The sequence below is a fragment of the Streptomyces sp. NPDC000878 genome (assembly GCF_053599695.1).
In genome coordinates, this window is sequence record NZ_JBSFMT010000064.1 from 1 (window position 1) to 20,853 (window position 20,853).

General features: G+C 70.0%; 19 protein-coding genes, 1 tRNA gene and 1 riboswitch. Of the genes, 12 read left to right on the forward strand and 8 right to left on the reverse strand.

Translation table 11 applies throughout. The annotated features are described in order from the left end of the window. Positions 1–129: 129 nt before the first annotated feature. Together trmB and ACWDR4_RS38005 are read left to right on the forward strand one after the other, a co-directional pair. Entirely contained in the window at positions 130–885 is a 756-nt protein-coding gene (gene trmB, locus ACWDR4_RS38000) for a tRNA (guanosine(46)-N7)-methyltransferase TrmB (protein ID WP_450415295.1), read from the forward strand. Positions 886–956: 71 nt separating this feature from the next. Continuing rightward, positions 957–2,348, forward strand: a complete 1,392-nt coding sequence (locus ACWDR4_RS38005; protein WP_450415296.1) for a PrsW family glutamic-type intramembrane protease — start codon at positions 957–959, stop codon at positions 2,346–2,348. A 457-nt stretch (positions 2,349–2,805) separates the two neighbouring features. Here the strand turns inward: ACWDR4_RS38005 and ACWDR4_RS38010 are convergent, their stop codons facing one another. From ACWDR4_RS38010 to ACWDR4_RS38030, 5 genes are all read right to left on the reverse strand, one after another. Next, on the reverse strand, positions 2,806–3,759 hold the full coding sequence (locus tag ACWDR4_RS38010) for an aldo/keto reductase (RefSeq protein ID WP_450415298.1): 954 nt from the start codon (positions 3,757–3,759) through the stop codon (positions 2,806–2,808). Between the two features lie 123 nt (positions 3,760–3,882). Beyond that, complete coding sequence (locus ACWDR4_RS38015; RefSeq protein WP_450415299.1) at positions 3,883–4,953, reverse strand: M23 family metallopeptidase; 1,071 nt, start codon at positions 4,951–4,953, stop codon at positions 3,883–3,885. An 11-nt stretch (positions 4,954–4,964) separates the two neighbouring features. After that, positions 4,965–5,122: riboswitch (cyclic di-AMP (ydaO/yuaA leader) on the reverse strand. Between the two features lie 257 nt (positions 5,123–5,379). After that, on the reverse strand, positions 5,380–6,540 hold the full coding sequence (locus ACWDR4_RS38020; RefSeq protein ID WP_450415409.1) for a PP2C family protein-serine/threonine phosphatase: 1,161 nt from the start codon (positions 6,538–6,540) through the stop codon (positions 5,380–5,382). Between the two features lie 180 nt (positions 6,541–6,720). Continuing rightward, positions 6,721–6,794 (reverse strand) — tRNA-Met (locus tag ACWDR4_RS38025). An 80-nt stretch (positions 6,795–6,874) separates the two neighbouring features. After that, positions 6,875–8,014 (reverse strand): dihydrofolate reductase family protein, encoded by a 1,140-nt coding sequence (locus tag ACWDR4_RS38030; RefSeq protein ID WP_450415301.1) that lies wholly within the window; start codon positions 8,012–8,014, stop codon positions 6,875–6,877. Between the two features lie 92 nt (positions 8,015–8,106). Here ACWDR4_RS38030 and ACWDR4_RS38035 point away from each other — a divergent pair, with 92 nt between their 5' ends. The 5 genes from ACWDR4_RS38035 (at position 8,107) to ACWDR4_RS38055 (ending at position 11,462) form a co-directional block, all read left to right on the forward strand. Further along, positions 8,107–8,622, forward strand: a complete 516-nt coding sequence (locus ACWDR4_RS38035; RefSeq protein WP_450415302.1) for a MarR family winged helix-turn-helix transcriptional regulator — start codon at positions 8,107–8,109, stop codon at positions 8,620–8,622. A gap of 121 nt (positions 8,623–8,743) precedes the next feature. Beyond that, positions 8,744–9,394 (forward strand): GTP cyclohydrolase II, encoded by a 651-nt coding sequence (locus tag ACWDR4_RS38040; protein ID WP_450415304.1) that lies wholly within the window; start codon positions 8,744–8,746, stop codon positions 9,392–9,394. A 71-nt stretch (positions 9,395–9,465) separates the two neighbouring features. Then, positions 9,466–10,494 carry a YihY/virulence factor BrkB family protein gene (locus ACWDR4_RS38045; RefSeq protein WP_450415306.1) on the forward strand — a complete coding sequence of 343 codons (1,029 nt, stop codon included), beginning with the start codon at positions 9,466–9,468 and terminating at the stop codon, positions 10,492–10,494. A gap of 168 nt (positions 10,495–10,662) precedes the next feature. After that, positions 10,663–11,199: a DUF3618 domain-containing protein gene (locus tag ACWDR4_RS38050; protein ID WP_450415307.1), complete on the forward strand. Its 537-nt coding sequence runs from the start codon at positions 10,663–10,665 to the stop codon at positions 11,197–11,199. Continuing rightward, positions 11,196–11,462, forward strand: coding sequence for a DUF4235 domain-containing protein (locus tag ACWDR4_RS38055; protein WP_450415308.1), 267 nt, complete (start codon positions 11,196–11,198; stop codon positions 11,460–11,462). Before ACWDR4_RS38050 ends, ACWDR4_RS38055 begins: the two co-directional genes overlap by 4 nt. Before the next feature lie 305 nt (positions 11,463–11,767). On the opposite strand, the gene ACWDR4_RS38060 is transcribed toward ACWDR4_RS38055, so the two are convergent. After that, positions 11,768–12,712, reverse strand: a complete 945-nt coding sequence (locus ACWDR4_RS38060; RefSeq protein ID WP_450415310.1) for a LysR family transcriptional regulator — start codon at positions 12,710–12,712, stop codon at positions 11,768–11,770. A gap of 100 nt (positions 12,713–12,812) precedes the next feature. On the opposite strand from ACWDR4_RS38060, the gene ACWDR4_RS38065 reads away from it, so the two are divergent. Further along, positions 12,813–13,631, forward strand: coding sequence for an SDR family NAD(P)-dependent oxidoreductase (locus tag ACWDR4_RS38065; protein WP_450415312.1), 819 nt, complete (start codon positions 12,813–12,815; stop codon positions 13,629–13,631). Between the two features lie 346 nt (positions 13,632–13,977). Here ACWDR4_RS38065 and ACWDR4_RS38070 read toward each other — a convergent pair whose 3' ends face one another. Both ACWDR4_RS38070 and ACWDR4_RS38075 read right to left on the reverse strand, forming a co-directional pair. Then, positions 13,978–15,585 carry a tyrosine-type recombinase/integrase gene (locus tag ACWDR4_RS38070; protein WP_450415314.1) on the reverse strand — a complete coding sequence of 536 codons (1,608 nt, stop codon included), beginning with the start codon at positions 15,583–15,585 and terminating at the stop codon, positions 13,978–13,980. 17 nt (positions 15,586–15,602) lie between these two features. After that, positions 15,603–16,751, reverse strand: a complete 1,149-nt coding sequence (locus ACWDR4_RS38075) for a helix-turn-helix domain-containing protein (protein ID WP_450415315.1) — start codon at positions 16,749–16,751, stop codon at positions 15,603–15,605. A 140-nt stretch (positions 16,752–16,891) separates the two neighbouring features. On the opposite strand from ACWDR4_RS38075, the gene ACWDR4_RS38080 reads away from it, so the two are divergent. The 4 genes from ACWDR4_RS38080 (at position 16,892) to ACWDR4_RS38095 (ending at position 20,845) form a co-directional block, all read left to right on the forward strand. After that, the gene (locus tag ACWDR4_RS38080; RefSeq protein WP_450415317.1) at positions 16,892–17,167 is read left to right on the forward strand and encodes a DNA-binding protein; all 276 of its coding nucleotides are present in this window, start codon (positions 16,892–16,894) and stop codon (positions 17,165–17,167) included. 68 nt (positions 17,168–17,235) lie between these two features. Then, entirely contained in the window at positions 17,236–17,925 is a 690-nt protein-coding gene (locus ACWDR4_RS38085; RefSeq protein WP_450415318.1) for a DUF6907 domain-containing protein, read from the forward strand. After that, positions 17,922–18,173, forward strand: a complete 252-nt coding sequence (locus ACWDR4_RS38090; protein WP_450415319.1) for a hypothetical protein — start codon at positions 17,922–17,924, stop codon at positions 18,171–18,173. The genes ACWDR4_RS38085 and ACWDR4_RS38090 overlap by 4 nt, the downstream gene beginning before the upstream one ends. After that, positions 18,170–20,845 (forward strand): bifunctional DNA primase/polymerase, encoded by a 2,676-nt coding sequence (locus tag ACWDR4_RS38095; RefSeq protein WP_450415321.1) that lies wholly within the window; start codon positions 18,170–18,172, stop codon positions 20,843–20,845. The genes ACWDR4_RS38090 and ACWDR4_RS38095 overlap by 4 nt, the downstream gene beginning before the upstream one ends. Positions 20,846–20,853 lie beyond the last annotated feature (8 nt).

Below are 20,853 nucleotides of genomic sequence, written 5' to 3' on the forward strand. Positions count from 1 at the left end.
GTCAGCCCGTCCGGCGTTTGAGGACGAGCGCGTTCAGCGCGATACGGGGGTTCGGGGGCGGAGCCCCCGAGGATGGGACGGGTAGGGGCGGCGGGGGCGAAGAAAACCTGGCGGTAAATTGGGGCCACTGTGTCTGACTTTTCTCGCCCCAAGGGCACCCCCCGCTTCCCCGGCGGGCCGCAGGCCGATCCCGCCGGGTCGCATTTCGAGCGGCGGATCAGGAGCTTTCAGCCCCGGCGGAGCCGGGTCACCGCCGGGCAGGGTGATGCCCTGCGGCGGCTGTGGCCCAAGTGGGGCCTCGACATCGACGGCCACGCCCTCCGGCTCGGCGAGCTGTTCGGGGACGACCTGCCCGTCGTACTCGAGATCGGGTTCGGGATGGGGGAGGCCACCGCGCAGATGGCCGCCGCCGATCCCGGCACCAACATTCTCGCCGTCGACGTGCACACCCCTGGACAGGGCAACCTGCTCAATCTCGCCGACCAGCAGGGCCTGACCAACATCCGCGTCGCCAACGGGGACGCCATCATCCTGCTCCGCGAGATGCTCACCCCAGAGTCTCTCGACGGCCTGCGCGTCTACTTCCCCGACCCCTGGCCCAAGAAGCGCCACCACAAGCGGCGGCTGATTCAGGCCGAGTTTCTTGATCTCGTCGCCCGCAGACTGCGCGCCGGCGCGCTCGTGCACTGCGCGACCGACTGGGAGCCGTACGCCGAGCAGATGCTCGAAGTGCTCGACGCGCACCCGGAGTTCGAGAACACCCTGCCCGGGGGCGGTTACTCGCCACGTCCGGAGTTCCGGCCACTGACCCGTTTCGAGGGCCAGGGACTGGAGAAGGGACATGTCGTGAACGACCTGCTGTTCCGCCGCGTACAGCAGTCGTAGAGCACGAGCCCCAACCCCCGCAGAACACGAGCGCCAGCACTCGTAACGCACCGGCCGTTAGGGTCAATGCCGTGGCCACCTTTCCCCCGTACCCGACGCACCCCAGCGGCCCCACCGACGGCCCCGTCGGCGGAACGCTGCGGCACGCTCACTGGTGGCAGCGGAAGTGGGTGCGGTACGGCGCCCTGACCAGTCTGCTCGCGCTCTCCGGGCTCGTCATCCTCGCTCTCGTCCGCGAACAGACCGGCACCGAGGGGTTCCTGGTCGGGCTCGGGCTCGCCGTGTTCCCCGTGCCGTTGCTCGTGGCCGCGTTCCGGTGGCTGGACCGGGTCGAGCCGGGGCCCTGGCGGAACCTGGTCTTCTCGTTCGCCTGGGGCGCCTGCGCGGCGGCCCTGATAGCGATCGTCGCCAACAGCTTCGCGACGAGATGGATAGCGACCGCCACCGCCGACCCGTCCAGCGCGGACACCCTCGGGGCGACCGTCATAGCGCCCATCGTCGAGGAGTCCGCGAAAGCAGCCGCCGTACTGCTCATCTTTCTCTTCCGGCGGCGCGACTTCACCGGGATCGTCGACGGCGTCGTCATCGCCGGGGTCACCGCGACCGGCTTCGCCTTCACCGAGAACATCCTCTATCTCGGCACCGCCTTCGGCACCGACCAGCTGACCGGGGACAGCGGTATCGCCTCGGTCACCGCGGCGACCTTCTTCGTGCGCGTCATCATGTCGCCGTTCGCGCACCCCCTGTTCACGGTCCTCACCGGCATCGGTTTCGGCATCTCCGCGCTGTCGGGCGAGCGCCAGCACGTCCGCCGGGTGCTGCTGCCGCTGTCCGGGCTGCTGCTCGCGATGAGCATGCACGCCTTCTGGAACGGCTCGTCGTCCTTCGGGGAGTACGGGTTCTTCGCGGTGTACGCCGCGTTCATGGTGCCCGCGTTCGGGCTGCTGACCTGGCTGGTCATCTGGACCCGGCAGCGCGAGCTGCGCACCGTCCGCGCCGAGTTGCCGGCGTACGCGCAGGCCGGCTGGCTGGCCCCGGCCGAGCCGTACGCCCTCGGCTCGATGCGCGCCCGCCGCCTCGCCCGTGAGTACGCCCGCCGCCATCTGGGCAGGCAGGCGGCGCGTGCGGTGGCGCAGTACGAGGCGTACGCCACCTCACTCGCGTTCCTGCGCCACCGAGGGCGCCTCGGCCGGGCGCGCGCCGACTTCGTCGTCCGCGAGCAGGAGCTGCTGGGCGCGCTGTGGGAGCGCAGGGCGGTGGCCCGCCCGGCCCTGGACCACGCGGCACGCACCATCGCCCCGGCTCCGGTACTGGTGGCCCCGCCGGTCATCTGGCCGACGTACGGGCAACAGCCGTACGCGCAACAGCCCTACGTACAGCAGCCGTACGTCCAGCAGTACGGCCAGCAGGGGTACGGGCCGACGACGCCGTACCCGGCGGTCTACAACCCGTACCGCTCCTGAGCCTGCCGCCCGGATCACGGCTGGGGGGGGCGCATGGCGGGGCGCGGCGCGGCGTTGACGCCCTCCCCCGCCATGCGGCCGGCCAGCCGGCCGACCGCCCGCACCACGCCCCCTCACCGGCAGACGAAGCCACCGCAACCCACGCGACGGGCCCCGCCGTCAAGCCCCTCCCGCGCCCCGCCACAGGCCGGGGGCCACCTCGACGCCCGCCCCCCTCCCCGCCACACAGCCCAGCCGCACGCACCACGCGCCCTGACCGGCAGACGAGGACACCGCAGCCCGAAGCCGCCCGCCGTACCCCACACGACGAGCCCCCACCATCAAGCCCCGCCACGCAGCCAGCCGCACACACACCACGCCCCCACCGACAGACGAGGGCACGGCAACGCCAAGCCGGCGCGACCAGCCACAACGCACCCGCAGCCGTCAGGCGTCAGGCTCAGCCGTCACGTGCCGCTCACGCCGAAGCCGTCGTGAGGCTCGCGACCTCCGTCTCCGTCAGTTCCAGTTCTGCCAGCGCGACCAGCGGCGGGAGCTGCTCCACCGTGCGGGCGGAGGCGATCGGGGCCGTCACCGTCGGCTGGGCGGCGAGCCAGGCCAGGGCGACCGTGGCGACGGCCGCACCGCGGGCCGCGGCGATCTCGTCCAGGGCGGCCAGGACCTTCCGGCCGCGTTCCGTCTCCCCCTGCTTGCCGGCGCCGGCCGCCGCACGCGCGCCCTCGACCGTCGCACCGGGGCGGTACTTGCCCGTGAGGAAGCCGGAGGCCAGCGCGTAGTACGGGACGGTGGCGAGGCCCGTACGGGAGGCGATGTCCTGCAGCGCGCCCTCGTACGTGTCGCGGGAGACCAGGTTGTAGTGGGGCTGGATGGCCACGTACTTGGCCAGGCCCTCGCGGTCGGAGAAGTCCAGGGACTCCTGGAGCCGCTCCGGCGAGATGTTGGAGACGGCGATGTGCCGCACCTTGCCTGCGGTCACGAGTTCGTCGAGGGCGCCGATGATCTCCTCGACGGGCACCTCGGGCCTGTCGAAGTGCGTGAAGTAGAGGTCGATGTGGTCGGTGTCGAGACGGCGGAGGGAGGCGTCGGCGGCGGCCTTGATGTTGGCGGCCGAGAGGCCGGGGAAGTCGGGGTGCTGGCTGACCTTCGTGGCGACGACGACGTCTGCGCGGTTGCCGCGCGACTTGATCCACTTGCCGATGATGGTCTCGGACTCGCCGCCCTGGTTACCGTCGATCCACGCCGAGTAGGAGTCGGCGGTGTCGAGGAAGTTGCCGCCGGCGGCGGCGTAGGCGTCGAGCACCTCGAAGGACGCCTTCTCGTCGGCGGTCCAGCCGAAGACGTTGCCGCCGAGGGCGAGGGGGAAGACCTCCAGGTCCGATGATCCGAGCTTGCGCAGAGCAGGAGTAGTCATGCTCCTTGTCAACGCCCGACCCGGACGCACTGATTCCGGCGGTTCACGAACATCGTGTGAACGCCGGAATCAGTCGGGATCAGTCGGAATCGAGCAACGTCTGCCTATCGAGCAACGTCTGTCTTACGGGTTGAGGCCCATGCTCCGCAGCCACGCCATCGGGTCGATCCCCGCGGTGTCCGAGCTGCTGGTGTGGACCTCCATGTGGAGGTGGGCCCCGGTGACGTTGCCCGTGGCGCCGACTCGGCCGATCACGTCACCCGTGTTGACCTTCTGGCCGACGCTGACGTTGATCGAGGACTGGTGGGCGTACCAGATCTCGGTGCCGTCCTCGAGGGTGAGGATCGTGCGGTAGCCGTAGGAGCCGCTCCAGCCCGCCTCGGTGATCGTGCCGGTGTGGACGGCCTTGAGCGGGGTACCTGTGGGAGCGGCGAAGTCGAGGCCGGTGTGGTAGCCGGAGGACCACAGCGAGCCGGCCTGGCCGAACGTCGAGGTGATCGTGTATGAGGAGGTCGGCAACGTGTACTGCTTGGCCAGCTCGGCGAGCCGCGCGGCCTCCAGCTTCGCCGCGGCTTCCTCGGCGGCCTTCTTCTTCGCGGCGGCGGCCTTCGCGGCGGCCTCGCGCTTCACCTTGGCGGCCTCGTCGGCGGCCTTCTTCGCGGCGGCGTCCTGGGCGGCCTGCTGGACCTTGGCCTCGGCCTGGTCCTTCTGCTGCTCGGCCTGGAGGATGATGCGGGCGCGCAGGGCCTCACCCGCGTCGCTGGTGCCCTGCTCGGTCTCCTCGGAGGTGACGCCGACGCTGCTGAGCGCGTTGGGGGAGCCCTGGGGCTCGTCCTTCGAGTCGTCGTCGCCCGCGAAGGGCGAGCCGACGGAGGGCAGGTCGGGGATGGAGATGGAGACGGGCGGCTTGCCGGTCTGTGCGGTGGCCATGCCGGCCCCGCCGACGGCGGCTATGACACCGACGCCGAGAACGGTGGAGCTGCGGGCGAGTCCTCCGCCGCCGCGCTGCTTGCCGACGCGGTGCCGGCCGCGAACCGGACGAGTGGTGTCCGCGCTGGGATTCCACTCCTCCCAAGGGCCCTCGTCGGTGCGACGGCTGCCGAAGCCGAAGGTCGGGATCTTGCCGGCCTCGGTCTCGCTGCTGCGCTGACTCGGTACGAACGGGGCCTCTGGGGCGGCCGGGTTTGACGCCACGTGGGCGTGCTCCTTTCCTTCCTTCTCGCCTACCGGGTTAGCTGACGGGTTCGGAGCAGGAAGGTCTCCTACGCGCGTATACCTGCCGTGTTGCCACGGCGGCGGACGAGCGATTCACCCCAAGTTGGTGGTTCCCCGGTTCCCTCGCGGGATTCGGCGCGTGCGCACGGAGCCGACTCTTGTGACGGCTGGGACAACCGCGCTGCGTTATCGAACGTTAATAGACCAGGGCCCCGGATTCCAAGCCGTTCCCGTTGATCGTTAATCCTTTTCCCGAGGACTTTCTAGGCCAGCACCGGTGAAAATCGGGCGAGTTGACCATGCCGTAAGTGACTCCTGAGTTTTGACTGTGTGTCAGATGTTATGCGGAGCGGGATCGTTCACTCACGGCCGGTGACAACCGACGACAACCGATGACAATCGCTCTCAGGGTCGTCTCACGGCGAGCAGCGCCATGTCGTCCGTCGTGCCGCCGCCCGAGTGCCGGCGCACCTCGTCGGCGAGGGCGGCGAGGAGGGCGGCCGGGTCGCGGAAGACGCGGCCCGTGAGCCGGGCCGCCGGATCGAAGAAGACGCCGTGCCCGTCGCGGGCCTCGGACAGCCCGTCGGTGTGCAGGAGCAGCGCCGCGCCGCCGGGAAAAGGCGTCGTCTCGGCACGGTCGGGCGCGCCGCCGAGGTCGCCCATGCCGAGCGGAAGCGCGGCTTCGGACGGGCTGAGGACGCGCAGGGTGCCGTCGGCGGTGAGCAGCAGGGGCGGGGGGTGGCCGCGGTTGACGATGCGGACGATCCCGTCGCCGTGCGGGAGTTCGGCGAGTACGGCGGTGGCGAAGCCCTCGGTGATCTCCAGACCGCCGCGCCGGGCGGCCTCGCGCGCGAGGGCCCGCTCCAGCCGCTGGGCGACCGCCTCCAAGGTCGCCTCCTGCTCGGCGGCCTCCCGGAACGCCCCGATGACGACGGCGACGGCCGCCACGGCCCCCATCCCCTTGCCCCGCACGTCCCCGAGGACGAGCCGCACGCCGTACGGGGTCTCCTGCACGGCGTAAAGGTCGCCGCCGATGAAGGCACCCTCCTGGGCGGCCTCGTACCGGGCGGCGATCTCGAACCCGCCGATGTGCGCGTCCGGTTCGGGCAGTACGGCGCGCTGCGCGGCCTCGGCGATCTCGTGGGCCGTGGCGAGGCGGCGGTCGCCCCGGCGTACGACGCGGTTGATGACGACGGCCAGGACGGCGACCGTGGCCACGGTGACCGTCTCGGTGAGGGTGTCGGCGTCCGAGGAGAACTCGAAGCGGACGTGGACCAGGTACTCGGCGAGGAGCGCGGCAGCGCCGGTGACGGCCGTGGTGCGCAGCGAGGAGAGCGGGGCGGCGATGAGCGGGGCGGCGGTGAAGAAGGGGACCGCGGTGAAGTCGTGCGGGGTGGCGTAGTCGTAGACGATCCCGGCGACGATCAGGAGCGCGGGCAGGACGCGCACGAGGGTCCGCACCCGGGAGACCACCACCGCCTCTTCCGGCGATCCCGTCCCTCCCGGCTCTCCCGACCGCGCCACTCGTCTCGTCTCCCGCCGGATCACCCGCCCCGTCCCGTTCAGGTTCGTCCCGCTCAGATTTCCGGGAACGGGTACGGCGGGCGAGCCGGGTGGACCGACCGGGCTAAAGGAGAAGGGTGGGGCGGGCCCGCGAAAAGGGCGGGACGGGCCGGAAAAAAGGGGGGCCTGGAAACGACTCAGGGCCGGAAACCAGTTTCCTGGTTTCCGGCCCTGGGCCTTCAGTAGCGGGGACAGGATTTGAACCTGCGACCTCTGGGTTATGAGCCCAGCGAGCTACCGAGCTGCTCCACCCCGCGCCGCTGAACACAACTATACGCCATCCGCGGGACCCCGATCACCACGGTTGATCACGACGGTTGATCACCGCGATTGAGCATCAGCCGGGCAGGTGGGCGTTGGGCGCCTTGGCCCGCTCCTCGTACTCCGGGAGGACGACGACCTCGACGCCCTCGCCCGTGAGCAGCCCACTCCCGTCCGCCGCGACCACGAAGGTGTCCGGCTCGCGCCAGGCGGTCACCACCCGGCGGACGCCCGCGTCGAGGATCAGCCGGGCGCAGGGCGCGGGGCGGGAGGCGCGGCGGGCGCAGGGTTCGAGGCTGCTGTAGACGGTGGCCGTCGGGAGCCGGGGGTCGGCCGGGTCGAGCTTGGCGAGGGCCGCCTCCTCGGCGTGCACGACCGGGTCGCCGCCCTCCCGGGAGTGCCCGCGCGCCAGCTCCGTACCGTCGGCGGCGACCACCACCGCGCCGACGCTGAACGCCGTGCGCGACGGCGGACACCGCTCGGCCAGTTCACACGCCAGTGCCAGCCAGTGCCGGTCGGCGGCGACGGGGAGCGGGCCGGTGCCGGGGGCGGTGGGCTCGTACCGCATGAGGACGACGTCCTCGATCCGCCGGGTCTCGGTCAGCCGGAGCCGGCCGCCCTGGTAGGCGCCGGGGCCGAAGAGGCGGGGGGCGTCGGGGGCGCCGACGAAGAGGGGCGCGAGGACGAGCTGGAGTTCGTCGGCGAGGCCCTGCTGGAGGAGCTGGGTGTGGACGGTGCCGCCGCCCTCGACCATGAGACGCCGTACGCCTCGCACGTCGTGCAGGTGTTCGAGAAGGGCCCGCCAGTCGAGGGGGCCGGGTCCCAGGGCGACGATGTCGACATCGGCACCGAGGCCCACCTCCCGGGCCCGGTCGGCGCCCTTGTCCGTCGTGTAGACGACCTTCTCGCCGCCCGTGTGCCAGAAGTTGGCGGCCGGGTCCAGCTCCCCCGAGCCGCTCACCGTCACCTTGAGCGGGTATTCCGGCTTGCCCGCCGCCAGCCGCGCGGCCCGCCGCTCGGGCGAGTTGACCAGGAGGCGCGGGTTGTCGGCGCGGATGGTGCCGGCGCCGATGAGGATCGCGTCGCTGGACGCCCGTACCTCGTCGACCCGGTCGAAGTCGGCGGGGCTGGAGAGCAGCAGCCGTTCGGGGCCGGTGTCGTCCAGGTGGCCGTCGAGGGAGACGGCGGCGGACAACAGGACGTGGGGGAGGGGCATGGGCGCACTTTCTTCGCGTACTTCGAGTATTGCTTCGCGTACTTCTTCCGGTACCGGTTGGTTCAAGTTTTAAACAAACCTACACTGGTGGCATGACGACCCGCTGGCTCACCCCCGAGGAGCAGCGCGCGTGGCGCGCGTACGTCGGGGCCTCCCTGCTCCTGGAGGACGCGCTCGACCGGCAGCTCCAGCAGGACGCCGGGATGCCGCACCTCTATTACACGATCCTGGCGTACCTCTCCGAAACGCCCGAGCGGCGGCTGCGGATGACCGATCTCGCCGAGAAACTGAAGATCACGCGCAGCCGGCTGACGTACGCGGTGGCACGGCTGGAGAAGGACGGTCACGTACGGCGTGAGGCCTGCCGGTGGGACAAGCGGGGCACCGTCGCCGCGCTGACCGACGAGGGCATGGCGGTGCTGGAACGCACCGCCCCGGGCCATGTCGCCACGGTCCGCGCGTCCCTCTTCGACCATCTGACCCCGGAGCAGGTGGGCCAGCTGGAGGAGATCTGCACGGGCGTCGAGCGGGCGCTGCAGGGGGACGGGACGGAGTCGGCGCCGTCGCCGGAGGGCCTGCCGTGGCTGCGCCGGTCCGCGGCTCCGTGACGCCGAAACTCCGTTGCTTTAACTTTGAAACATGAGGTAGGGTCACCCTTCGAGTGAGGATCTGCTTCAAAACTGAAACAGATCTGAGGTTAGAGGATCAAGGACCACCCGGGAGACCCGCATGCCCGACTTCCCCGCCGCCACCCAGCGCTCCCGCGTCCGGGTGCCGCTGCGCTTCCACGACGGCTACAGCGTCGACACCGAACTGGTCACCTTCCACGGCCTGGCCGACGGCCTGGAGCACGTGGCGATGGTCCTCGGCGAACCGGCGCCCGGCACCACCCCGCTCGTCCGGCTGCACTCCGAGTGCCTCACGGGCGATGTCTTCGGCTCGGCCCGCTGCGACTGCGGCCCGCAGCTGCGCGAGGCCGTCGAGCGCATAGCCGAGCACGGCGGCGTGCTGCTCTACCTCCGCCAGGAGGGCCGGGGCATCGGCCTCTACAACAAGCTCGACGCGTACGCCCTCCAGGACGAGGGCCTCGACACGTACGCCGCGAACGCCGCGCTGGGCCTCCCCGAGGACGCCCGCGACTACACGGCGGCGGCCCAGATGCTCCGGGCCCTGGACATCACGTCGTTGGACCTCCTCTCCAACAACCCGGACAAGGCGAACCAGCTCCGGACCCTGGGCATGGACGTCCAAGACCGCGTCCCCACAGGCGTGTTCACCACTCCGGCGAACGTCCGCTACCTCCGCGCGAAGGTCCTGCAGACCCACCACACGCTGCCGCTGGGCGAGTTGGGCGGCCTCAGCGAGCTGAGCGTGGGCTGAGCGTGGACTGACTGCCGCCCGCGTACGGGTATGAGTGCCGCTCGGCCGGATATCTGTACGGAATGCCACGGATGCTGAAACGGCGCGGACGCCATGACGGACACGACGAAGACGGCAGGCGCTACGGGGACGACGGGGGCAGCAGGGACGGCGAGGTCGGGGCGGCCTACGAGACGCCCGGGGCCGGGCCGGAGACTCCCCCGGTCCCGCGCGGGCACTCCTGGTGGACGGTGCTGAAAGGCACCGCGAGGGAGTTCACGAAGGACGAACTGACCGACCGGGCCGCGGCGTTGACGTACTACGGCATCCTGGCGCTGTTCCCGGCGCTGATGCTGCTGATCTCCGTGCTCGGGCTCATGGGGCGGTCGGCGTCGCAACGGGTGCTGGACAACATCCAGAGCCTGGCCCCGGGTTCGGCCCGGGAGGTCCTGCACGACGTGGTGTCGCAGATGGAGGGCACCACGGGAATCGGCTCGGTCATGGCGGCCTTGAGCGTGCTCATCGCGGTGTGGTCGGCCTCGGGCTATGTCGCCGCGTTCATCCGGAGCGCCAACACGATCTACGACGTCCCGAAGGGCCGTCCGATGTGGAAGGTGCTGCCGGTCCGCGTCGGCGTGACGTTGGCCCTGATGGTCCTCGCCGTGGTCAGCGCGGTGACCGTCGTGTTCACCGGCGACCTGGCCCAACAGGTCGGCACCGCACTGGGGTTCGGCGACACGGCGCTCGCGGTGTGGTCGGTCGCGAAGTGGCCGGGGCTGGCGGTGGTGGTCACGGTCATGATCGCGATCCTGTACTGGGCGGCACCGCACCCGAAGGGCCGCGGCTTCCGCTGGATCACACCGGGCAGCTTCCTGGCGCTGGCGATCTGGATGGCCGCCTCCGGAGGGTTCGCGGTGTATCTGGCGAACTTCGCCTCGTACAACAGGACTTACGGCACCTTCGCCGGCGTGATCATCTTCCTGATCTGGCTGTGGATCACCAATCTGGCGATCCTGCTGGGCCTGGAGTGCGACGCGGAACTGGCCCGCCAACGCGGCGGGGTGAGGCGGGGATCCGGGGGTACCCGCACAGCCGATCCGAGGAACGCACAGGTGTCCTGACCGCCCTGACCGCCGTCACCGCGCTGATGGCGGTGCTCGGCGGGAAGCAGCGGTTCGGCAGGGCATCCCCGGCGGCGCCCGAGCGGACCGTGGACAGCGTCAGGGCCGATGTGGCCGCGATCGACAGCGTCGGGGCCGAGTGGCCACGATCGAGGAGAGGGCACAGCGATGACCGAGGACAAGTCACAGCCGTACGACGGGGCGACGCCCCCTTCCCCCGAGGAACTGCGCATCCGGGTGGAGGCGCCCCGCGAGGAACTCGGCAAGACCGCCGAGGCGCCCGAGGCGAAGACCGACGTCAAGGCCCGGGCCCAGGAGAAGTCGGCGGCCGTCAGGCAGCAGGTCGCCGAGAAGACCACCCAGGTCACGTCCCAGCTCCGGGACAAGGCCACGCACGCGGCCCAGGCCATGCAGGACAGGACCCCCGGACCGGTACGCGCCAAGGCCGCGGCGGCGACCGAGCAGGTCCGCGAGAAGGCCACGACGGCCACCGAGCAGGTCCGCGAGAAAGCCTCGACAGCCACCGAGCAGGTCCGCGACAAGGCCGTGCACGTCGCGGAAGTGGCCCGGGACAAGACCTCGGAACCGGTACGCGAGAAGGCGAGCCAGGGCATGCGGGCGGCGCGCGCCAACCGCGGCCAGCTGGTCGTCGTGGGCGCGATCGTGGCGCTGCTGCTCGTCCGCCGGTCGAGGAAGCGCCGGTGAAAGCCTCGAAGGTCCCCTACAAACCGGTCGGCATGGCCATGGGCGCCCTCGGTGGCGTCCTGGCCGGCGCGCTGTTCCAGCAGGCCTGGAAACGGCTCGCACAGGAGGAGCGCGCCCCCCACGCCACCGACGAGCACCGCGGCTGGGGCGAGATCCTGTCCGCGGCCGTCCTCCAGGGCGCGGTCTTCGCCGGCGTCAAGGCAGCCGTGGACCGCGGCGGCGCCACGGCCGTCCGGCGGTTGACGGGCAGTTGGCCGGGCTGAACCGCCGCACACGAGCGGCGGGCGCTACGGTCGGCCGACTGGACAGGCAGCCGCCGCCGCAACACCCGTCGCCACCCGGACGAACGCGGCGCCGGCCGGCGACCGTCGTCCGGCGCCTGACAGGCGCCTGGCCAGGCTGAACCCGCCACACACGAGCAGCGCCACGGCCGTCCGACGGTTGGACGGGCACCCGGCCGGGCTGAGCCAGCCACACACGAGCAGCGCCACGGCCGTCCGACGGTTGGACGGGCACCCGGCCGGGCTGAGCCAGCCGCACGCGAGCAGCGCGCTACGGCCGGCCGACGCTACGGCCGGCCGGCCGGACAGGCAGCCGCCGCGACATCCGTCGCCGCCCGGAGGAACGCGGCGACGGCCGGTGACCGTGACTCACGGGGCCAGGCCAGGACGAGGGTGAGCGGCGGGAGGTCGTCGACGGTCCGGTAGGCGATGCCGGGCCGTGGATGGCGCCGCGCGACGGACTCGGGCGGAAACCAGATCATGCGGCCCAGCTCGATCAGGCTCACGATCTGCGCCAGGTCCAGCCGGCCCGACCGCACCCCGGGCATGGCCGGTCGGCTCTGCCCCTCACGGCCACCTTGGGCCGCCTGGCCGGCGTCGAAGGAGGTCGGCGGAAGATAGCCCCGGTCGGCGGGTACGGGCGTACCGTCGGGCAGGATCCGGCCGGCCAGGTCGGCCACGCGCAGGGTCGGACGGGCGGCCAGGGGATCGTCCGCCGCCAGGGCGAGCAGCCGGGGCTCGGTCAGCAGCGGCTCGACGTCCACACCCCGCTCGTCGAAGGGGATCGGCAGCAGGGCCACGTCCGCACTGCCGTCGTGCAGCGCCGGCAGCTGCTCGCCCCACCCGCTCAGCACGAGTTCCACCGGAAGAGCCGCCGCATCGCACGCGTACGCGGCGAGGATCTCCGGCAGCAGTCCGCCGTCGTAGTCGGGCTTCATCGCGAGGCGCAGCCCGGGTTCGGTCCGCCCGGCGTGCTGGGCCCGCCGGCCGGCCGCGCCGACCGCCTGGATCGCGGTACGGGCCTCACGCAGCAGCACCTCCCCGGCGGGGGTGAGCGTGACCTGGCGCGTGGTGCGCTCCAGCAGCCGTACGTCCAACTGCCGTTCCAGTTCCCGGACGGCACGGGACAGCGGCGGCTGTGTCATACCGAGGCGCTCGGCGGCCCGCCCGAAGTGGAGTTCCTCGGCGACGGCGACGAAGTAACGCAGCTGCCGGACCTCCAGGTCACCCATACCTCCACGGTATCAATCGCGCCCGGATCGGACCTTAAGGACGGCGAGGACGACGGGTTGACTGACCGAAACCCCTCAGGACCAGGCGAGGAACACACCTATGACCATGGACCAGACGAACGCGGACCAGACGACCACGGAGCCTGATCCTGATCCTGATCCTGATCCTGATCAGGCTCAGGACCTGTCCGACCGCGTGATCATCGTCACCGGAGCCTCGTCCGGCATCGGCGAGGCGACCGCCCGGCTGCTGCACGGCGTCGGCGCGCTGCCGGTGCTGGCGGCCCGCCGGGCCGACCGCCTGAAGGCCCTCGGCGCCGAACTGGACGACGCCCTCGCCGTCCCGACCGACCTGACCGACCTCGCCCAGGTACGGGCCCTGGTGGACGCCACGACGCGACGGCACGGCCGGGTCGACGGCCTCGTCAACAACGCCGGGGCCAGTCTCCACGGCCCGCTGGAGCAGGTCGATCTCGGCGCGTACTCCCGCCTGTTGGAGCTGCATGTGGTCGGCGTCCTCGCGACGATCCAGGCGGTGCTTCCGGTGATGAGACGTCAGAAGGGGGGCCGCATCGTCAACATCAGCTCCGGCGCGACCGCGTTCCCGTCGCCCGGGATCGGCGCCTACACGGCGTCCAAGTCGGCGGTGAACATGCTCAGCGCCGTGGCCCGCCAGGAACTGGCCGCCGACGGCATCGACGTCTCCCTGATCCTGCCGTCCGTCACCGCGACCGACTTCGGCGACGGAATCTTCCGCGACAGCGCCAACGTGCCGCCCGGCCTGGTCGCACACACCCCCGAGTACGTCGCCAGGGTCATCCTTCGCGCCCTGCGCACCGGCGAGGAGCGCATCGACATCCCGCACGGCCCCGAACAGCCGGACTTCCCGGAAGCCCCCGCACCACACCACAGCACCTGAAAACACCACAGCGCCTGCCCCGACCAAAGCCGAACCAGGCGCTGCACCGCAGGTCAAATGGGGTATCCCCGACCCGCGACCGTAGACCCTGTGGGACTCGAACCCACAACCAATGGATTAAAAGTCTCTGGACCTGACGGACCGTCTAATTCCGGCGACTGTCACACTATGCCGGGGTCAGTCGATACATGCTGGTCAACGGGACTTTCGGTGCCGTCCCTCACTCGTCCTCGTGTCGCCCTATGCCGGTAGCTGTCGACTAGTTCCGGAGCGTTCGGGCCAGCAGCGGGCCAGCAGAAAGGCCCCGCCACCTGGGGTGACGAGGCCTCATCCGTTCCACTCAACTCTACGCCGAACCCTGCCCATTGTCAGTGCCGCCCGGAGCCGGGGGCTCGCTCGTACCCCGCCGAGCGCGCGGCACGGACGCCGCCGCCTTCTCCGTCAGCTCTTCCTCGTACTCCTCGAACAGCTCCATGTACGTGTCGACGGTGAGCACGTAGGTCGAGTGCCGCAGCTTCACCTTCGCGTCGTTCATGTCCCCGCCGCCGGCCTTCACGAGCGCCGCCGCGCCGTGCCTCAGGTCGCGCAGGTTGATGGGCGGCAGATCGGCCGCCAGCATGATCCGCTTGAACGCCTTGCTCACCACGTCCGGGTGCAGCCACTCCCCGGACTCGGTCGTGAATATCTTGCCGGTGTCCGCCCAGTCCGGCGTGTCCTTGCCCTGCTCCCGCTCAGCGGCGGCCCGCGCGTTCCAGGCGTCGCGCTCTGCCCGCTGCCGGGCGCGGTGCTCTTCGAGGACGGCGACCGTGCCCGCGTCGATCTTCACCGTGGACGCAGAGTCCTGCGTCTTGGGAGTCGTCTCGATCGGCGTCCACCCGTCGACCACGATCTCGGTAGCCACAAGGATCGTCTTCCTCGCCGCGCTGAAGTTCGCCCAGTCCTGGCCCACGCCCTCGCCGCGGCGCAGGCCGTGATGGGCGATCAGGTGGAAGAAGGCGTACAGGCGGTCGCCCTCGGCCTCGTCGAGGAACGCGCCGAGCTGGGCAGGGTTCCACACCATCACTGGGGATGGCTTCGCACCGGTCTCCCTCCAGCGCGCGACCCGCTCGTCCGTCCACAGCAGGCCCTTCGGCCGGGCGGCCGGCGCCAGCTCGACGTGCTGCGCGGCGTTGAAGGTGATGAGCTGCCCGGCGATCGCCTTGTTCAGCGCCATACGGAGCGTGCGCCTGATCGCCTGCTTCGTCGCAGGGCCGGTGATCCGGCGGAACGGCGGCATCTCTGCGAGCTTCGCCCGCTCGGCGGCGAGCTTCGCCCGTTCAGCAGCCTTCGGCGCCCCGGGCTTCCCTCTCTTGGAGCGCGCGACCTGCTCGCGGCGCGCGGCGTTCTCTGCAGCTATCAGGTCGTTGCGGTCGTCGATCGCGTCGAACATGTCCTGCACGTGGCCGACGCCGAGCCGGTCCAGGCGCAGGTGCCCGATGGCGGGCTTGAGGTGGACGCGGATGTGGCTCTCGTAGCCGTGGTTCGTGGTGGTGCGGGTCGCCTTCTTGGCCATGACCTGGTCGAGCCAGTCGCCGACGAGCGTCTTGCCGTCCAGCGGGACGCCGACGCCGAGCTTGCGGGACACCTCGACCGGCTCGGGAACGTCGAGGCGCCGGCGCATCACGTCCTGGAGCAGGTCGCCGACACGGCGGGCGGCGTCCTCGTCGTCGCCGGGCAGGTCAAGGATCCCCTGAAGCTTCGAGAGGTCGCTCTGCGCGTCGGTGACCTTGGCGTAGCCGGTGCGACGGAAGGTGCGGCGGGTGCCCTCAGCGGTCGGCGGGAGCTCCTGCCGGACGGCATAGGCGCCGTGGTTCTTCTTCGTCAGCTGCGGGCACGCGTTGCTGAGCAGCTTGCCGTCCGGGCCACGGCACTCGCACCGCTTGCTGATTCCGCCCGCGCGGCGGGAACTGGGCATGGGTCAATCCTTTTTCGCTAGCGAGTCAGCCGTAGCAATTCGTCCGCCGTGTAGCGAGCCACCAATTCTTTATGATCCATGCCATACAGATTGGCCAGCGCGGTAATCCAGCGAACCATGTGAACCGATTGTCCCTCGTAGCGCCTGAAGTCATCTGCCTCGATCGCCACCAACACCGGAGCAGCGACGCCAGCTTTACGCCGGACGGCGCGGTCGTCGATCCCAAGCTCGAAGCGCTTGCTCCTCAGCAGCCCCCCAAGGGGCAGCGTTCCTTGCGATTCACGGGCGCCAGCAAGAGCCAGCATTGTCATCGTGCGGCTCTCTTCGCGCTGAGCCTCCAAGATCACCTCGTCGGATGCCGGCTCCGCTCGTCGGCGCCGGAGCTCGCGCTGCGCTTGCGCCCGCGCGCACTTGCTGGAGCAGTACTTGACGCCTTCACTCTTGCGCTGTTGCCCACCCGAGCGCCCTTGCTGTCGGACAAAGATCTGGCCGCATGCCTCATTGGCACAGATCTTGTACTGCGCCTGCTCGGTGATGTGGTTGTACAGCTGCAGGCAAGACGCCCCATACAGGGTGGCCCCCTCTTCATGTGCAAGCGGATGCTCAATCCTGGGGTGTGCTACGCCAAGCGCCTTATTGAGTCCATTGACCCAGTCCCTCACCGTTTCTTCCAGCGATCCTGCGTGGGGGAGGCCCTCGAATAGGCGGTGATAGTCGGCCAGATCCCCTGTGGCCGACGCAACGATCCATCCGTCACGCAAGAACCTGAAGGTGTCGAGGTGAGGCCTGCCTTCCCAGAGGTTCACCAGGCTGTCGGGCAGTAGGAGATCTTTTTTGTACTTCTCCTTGTACCGGAACCGAGACTCGGTGGCGATCGAACGCTGCTCCCAGTTGCCCATCCAACCGCCATCCCACTCGACGTAATCGTCGAGGCATAGCTGTCCGTAAGTGCGAACCAGGTCGGCGATCTCATCGAGCGAGGAATCGGCGTCGTAGTCCTTGAGGACGCGGAGATAGAACTCATCTTGGAGTTCCGCCAGGTCGCCGAGGGTGCTGTACCTGATCCATTCCTCGTCAACGACCGCAACGTCGTCAGCGAGGCGGACCCTCGGCACGCGATGGGAAGCCCCACCAGCCGATGCAGTGGTACGGAAATCTTTGCTCACGTATCACACACTCCCCGGATTCTCTGATAGCGTCCAACTCAACGTAGTACGGGGCACGACGTAAACGTACTACGCGGCAGTCATGAACGCTACTGGGCAGTCCCGCATCATGCCGGACCGTCCGTCCCATGGAGGAACCCATGGCAAGCCCGCTCACCCGCGACGACCTCCTGGCCCTCCCGGCCACGGTAGACATCGTCACCGGCGGACGCGCCTTCGGTCTCGGCCGCACCACCGCCTACGAGCTCGCCCAGAAGGGCGAGTTTCCATGCGCGCTGGTCCGCGCCGGTAAGGCCTACCGCGTCATCACGCAGGACCTTCTCCGGGTCCTGCACGTCACCCCGGAGAACAGCGACGGGGCCAGGTCTAGCCACCCGGCCCCGTCTGACGAGAACAGCCTCATCCACCAGCGCTAACCAGCAAGACGGCGACGCCCGGGGTCTAGCCACCCCATTAGCGCCGCCGCCGGAAAGAGAACGTCCTCATGGCAATTCAAGCACAACCCGAGGCGCCGACTGCGTCGCCTGCCCCGAGAGAGCAGAGCCTCAGCACCTTCTGGCTCGTCGAGGTCATGAACGACCTCGAAACCGGCCAGCCCATGCTGCTCGCCAGCAGCGACCCCACCCTCGGTGACCTTCAGGTGGTCACCGCGGGCCAGGTCATCGCGCAGGCCACCGAACAGCACAAGAAGATCGCGGACAGCGTCGCCCTCGCTCTCGCCTACGAGGCCGCCACCAAGCCGGTCGCCAACGAGCAGCCGCCTACATGGACGGCGCCCGAGATCGACACGGGCGCATCGCTCCCTATCACCTGCATGGTCGGCTGCGACCACCGCCACAAGGGGGACGCGGAAATCCCCAACTTCGCGGCGGACCTGTCGTGCACCAACCATGACGACGAGAACCAGACCGGCCTCCCCGTCTTCTGTGGCGACGACAGTGCCCCGACCGCCGTCCTCAGCACGCTGATCCAAGTAAGTCCCTTCCACGAGAATCCGGCCCGCCGCGTCCCGCACGCCGCCGTCGAGGTCATCGGAGACCACTTCCTCGAAGACCTCGACCCCGACGGCCTCGCCGCCGTGATCGACCACTTCGAGCAGCGAGTCGCCGCCATGCACGTGCGGCACGCCGAACTGGTCCGCGCCCGCGCCGCGTACCTCGGCCGGTGTGCGTGAGCACTCAGCAGAACACCGTGACGGCCGGGGGCAGCGACACCCCCGGCCGCCCGGCCCGCGATATGCAGCTCCCCGAGTGCGGCCACTGGAGCGGCGCCGAACGGCGGCACTGCCGGGCCGTCGACAGCATCCGCCTGTACGTCATCGGCCACCGCTGCCCGCTCCACACCCCGGCCGCCCTCCAGGGCAAGCCCGAACCCCAGCCCGGCCCCGGCTGGCCCGTCTTCCGCCAGGAGCAGTGTTCGTGAACGACGAGCAGACCCCCGACCTCCGGGTTTCCGCCCGCGAGCTGCACGACGCCGGCCTGTGCGTTCTCCCCGTCAAGGCCGACGGGACGAAAGCCCCCGACGTCCGTTCCTGGACCCCCTACAAGGTCAACAGGTCCACACCGGAGGAGCATGACGACTGGTTCGGAGACGGGCGGCGTACCGGTATCGGCGTCGTCACCGGCGCCGTCTCCGGGAACGTCGAACTCATCGAGTTCGAAGGCCGCGCCATCGAGGAGGGACTCCTCGATGAGGTCACCGAGCTCGCTGAGAACTCCGGACTCGGCGAACTCTGGAAGGCCGTCACCACCGGCTGGGCCGACCGGTCCCCGTCCGGCGGCGTCCACTTCAAGGTCATCGTCAAGGGCAGGCCCGCCGCCGGGAATCGGAAGCTCGCATCCCGCCCCGCCCGCGAGGATGAGTACACCGACCAGGAGCGGCAGCGGCTCCGGGAGCGGCCCAACTCGAAGATCGTGCGGGTTCTTGCCGAGACGCGCGGCGAGGGCGGGTTCGTTGTTGTCGCTCCGTCACACGGGCCTACGCACCCGAGCGGCAAGCCGTATGTCCGGATGTCCGGCGGCCCCTCCACCATGACCGTCGTCGAACCTGAAGACCTCGACGCGATCTACGCCCTCTGCCAGGCGCACGACGCGATGCCCGACGACGAGAAGGCGAAGACCGCCCCACGACCCAGGCGCGAACTGCCCGCCGGGCACGTCCGGCCGGGCGACGACTTCGAGAACAAGACCGACTGGCCCCAGATCATCGGCGACGAGTTCGACCCCATCTTCACTCGCGGCCGCACGACGTACTGGCGCCGCAAGGACAAGCCCCAGGGCATCTCCGCCACCACCGGGCACGCCTCGGACCGCGATCGCCTGTACGTCTTCACCACGTCGACGGCGTTCGAGTCCGAGACGCCCTACGACAAGTTCGCCGCACACACGCTGCTCACCGAAGGCAGCATCACCAGCGACGCGTTCAAGCGGGCCGCCGCAGCGTTGCGCCTCAAGGGGTTCGGATCTGAGCCGCCTCGCGAGCGACTTCGGTCCGTCCCGCGCCAAGCCGGCCACTTCACCGACGGCTCGTCCGCCGTCGACCCGGACTCCGTGCCGGACGAACACGAGACGTCGGATGCTGGGCCGGACCTCCGGGTCGTAGCCCCCGCCAGGCCCGAGCTGGACATCACCAACGAAGCCGACGCCATCGACGGGCTGCTCGACATCATGCGCGCCGACCAACTGCCCGACCTGTACAAGCGCTCCAGCGGCCCGTGCTGGGTGTACGAGGACGACCAAGGCAACCCGCTCGTCAAGCAGCTGGGCACCGACAACCTGCGCGCCTACCTCGGCGACCACGTCACCACCTACCAAGTCGTCAAAGACCCGCTCACCGAGGGCACCAAGGAAGTCCGCGAACTGTTTATGCCGAAGACCTGCGGCACGATCCTCGGCCGCAAGGACTGGCCGCTGCTGCCGCTGCGGGGAATCGTCACCTCGCCCGTCGTCCGGCCCGACGGATCACTCGTACAGGCGCCGGGCTACGACCGAGGCACCGGCCTGTACATGCACCCGCGCGTGCCCCTCCGGCGCCTACAGCCGCAGGTGTCGAAGGAGGCCGTCGAGCGGGCCAAGGACATCGTCCTCGACCAGATGCTCGCCGACTTCCCGTTCGTCGCGAACTCCGACCGCGCCCAGTACCTCGGCGCCCTGCTCTCCCCTATCGTCCGGCACTACGTCCCGGGGCCGACCCCGCTCGTCGTCATCACCGGCACCTCGCAGGCATCCGGCAAGACCCTCCTGAAGGACGTGTTCGGGCGCCTGTACGGACTGGCCGAAACCCCCTGGGCCGAGAACGACGCCGAGCTACGCAAGGCCATCACCGCAAAGATGTGGGACTGCGGCGACCCAGTCATCGCCATGGACAACCTGCCCAACGGGCACATCATCAAGAGCCCCATCCTGTCGTCCCTCGTCACGAGCGCCACCTGGAGCGACAGGCTCCTAGGCAGCACGAGCAGCGTCACGATGCCGAACGACCGCCTGTGGGTCCTGACCGGCAACAACCTCCGCACCGGTGGGGACAACGGACGCCGCACCCTCTGGGTCCGCCTGGACCCCGACTGCCCGAACCCCGACCAGCGCGACAACTTCACCGTCGGCGACCTCCGCGCATGGCTTGCTGACAACGCGTCCACCGTCGTCGCCGCCCTCGTCACCATGGTTCGCGGCTGGCTCGCAGACGGCGCCAAGACCATCAACACCCGCATGGGCGACTACTCGTCATGGGCGTCCGTCATCGCCGGAATCCTCGGCTACCTGCAGGTGCCCGGCTGGCTCGCCGACCGCGGGGAGGCCAGCACGGCGCTGGACGACGAAGCCCAGGAGTGGGCGGCATTCCTGACGGACTGGCACCAGAAGATCGGCACCGATCCGGTCACCACGAAGGCGCTGCTCGGCCTGAAAGACACGGTGCCGCAGCTGCACAACGGCGACCTGCCGTCCGGCAAACAGCTGGGCCACTGGCTGAAGGCCCGACAGGGCCGCTACTTCGAGGACCTCAAGGTCGTCCTGGTCTACGACAGCCACCTGAAGCAGAACACCTGGCGCGTCGAGCAACACGTCGACAAGGGCACCGGACGGGCTGAGCGGTGACCGCGGCA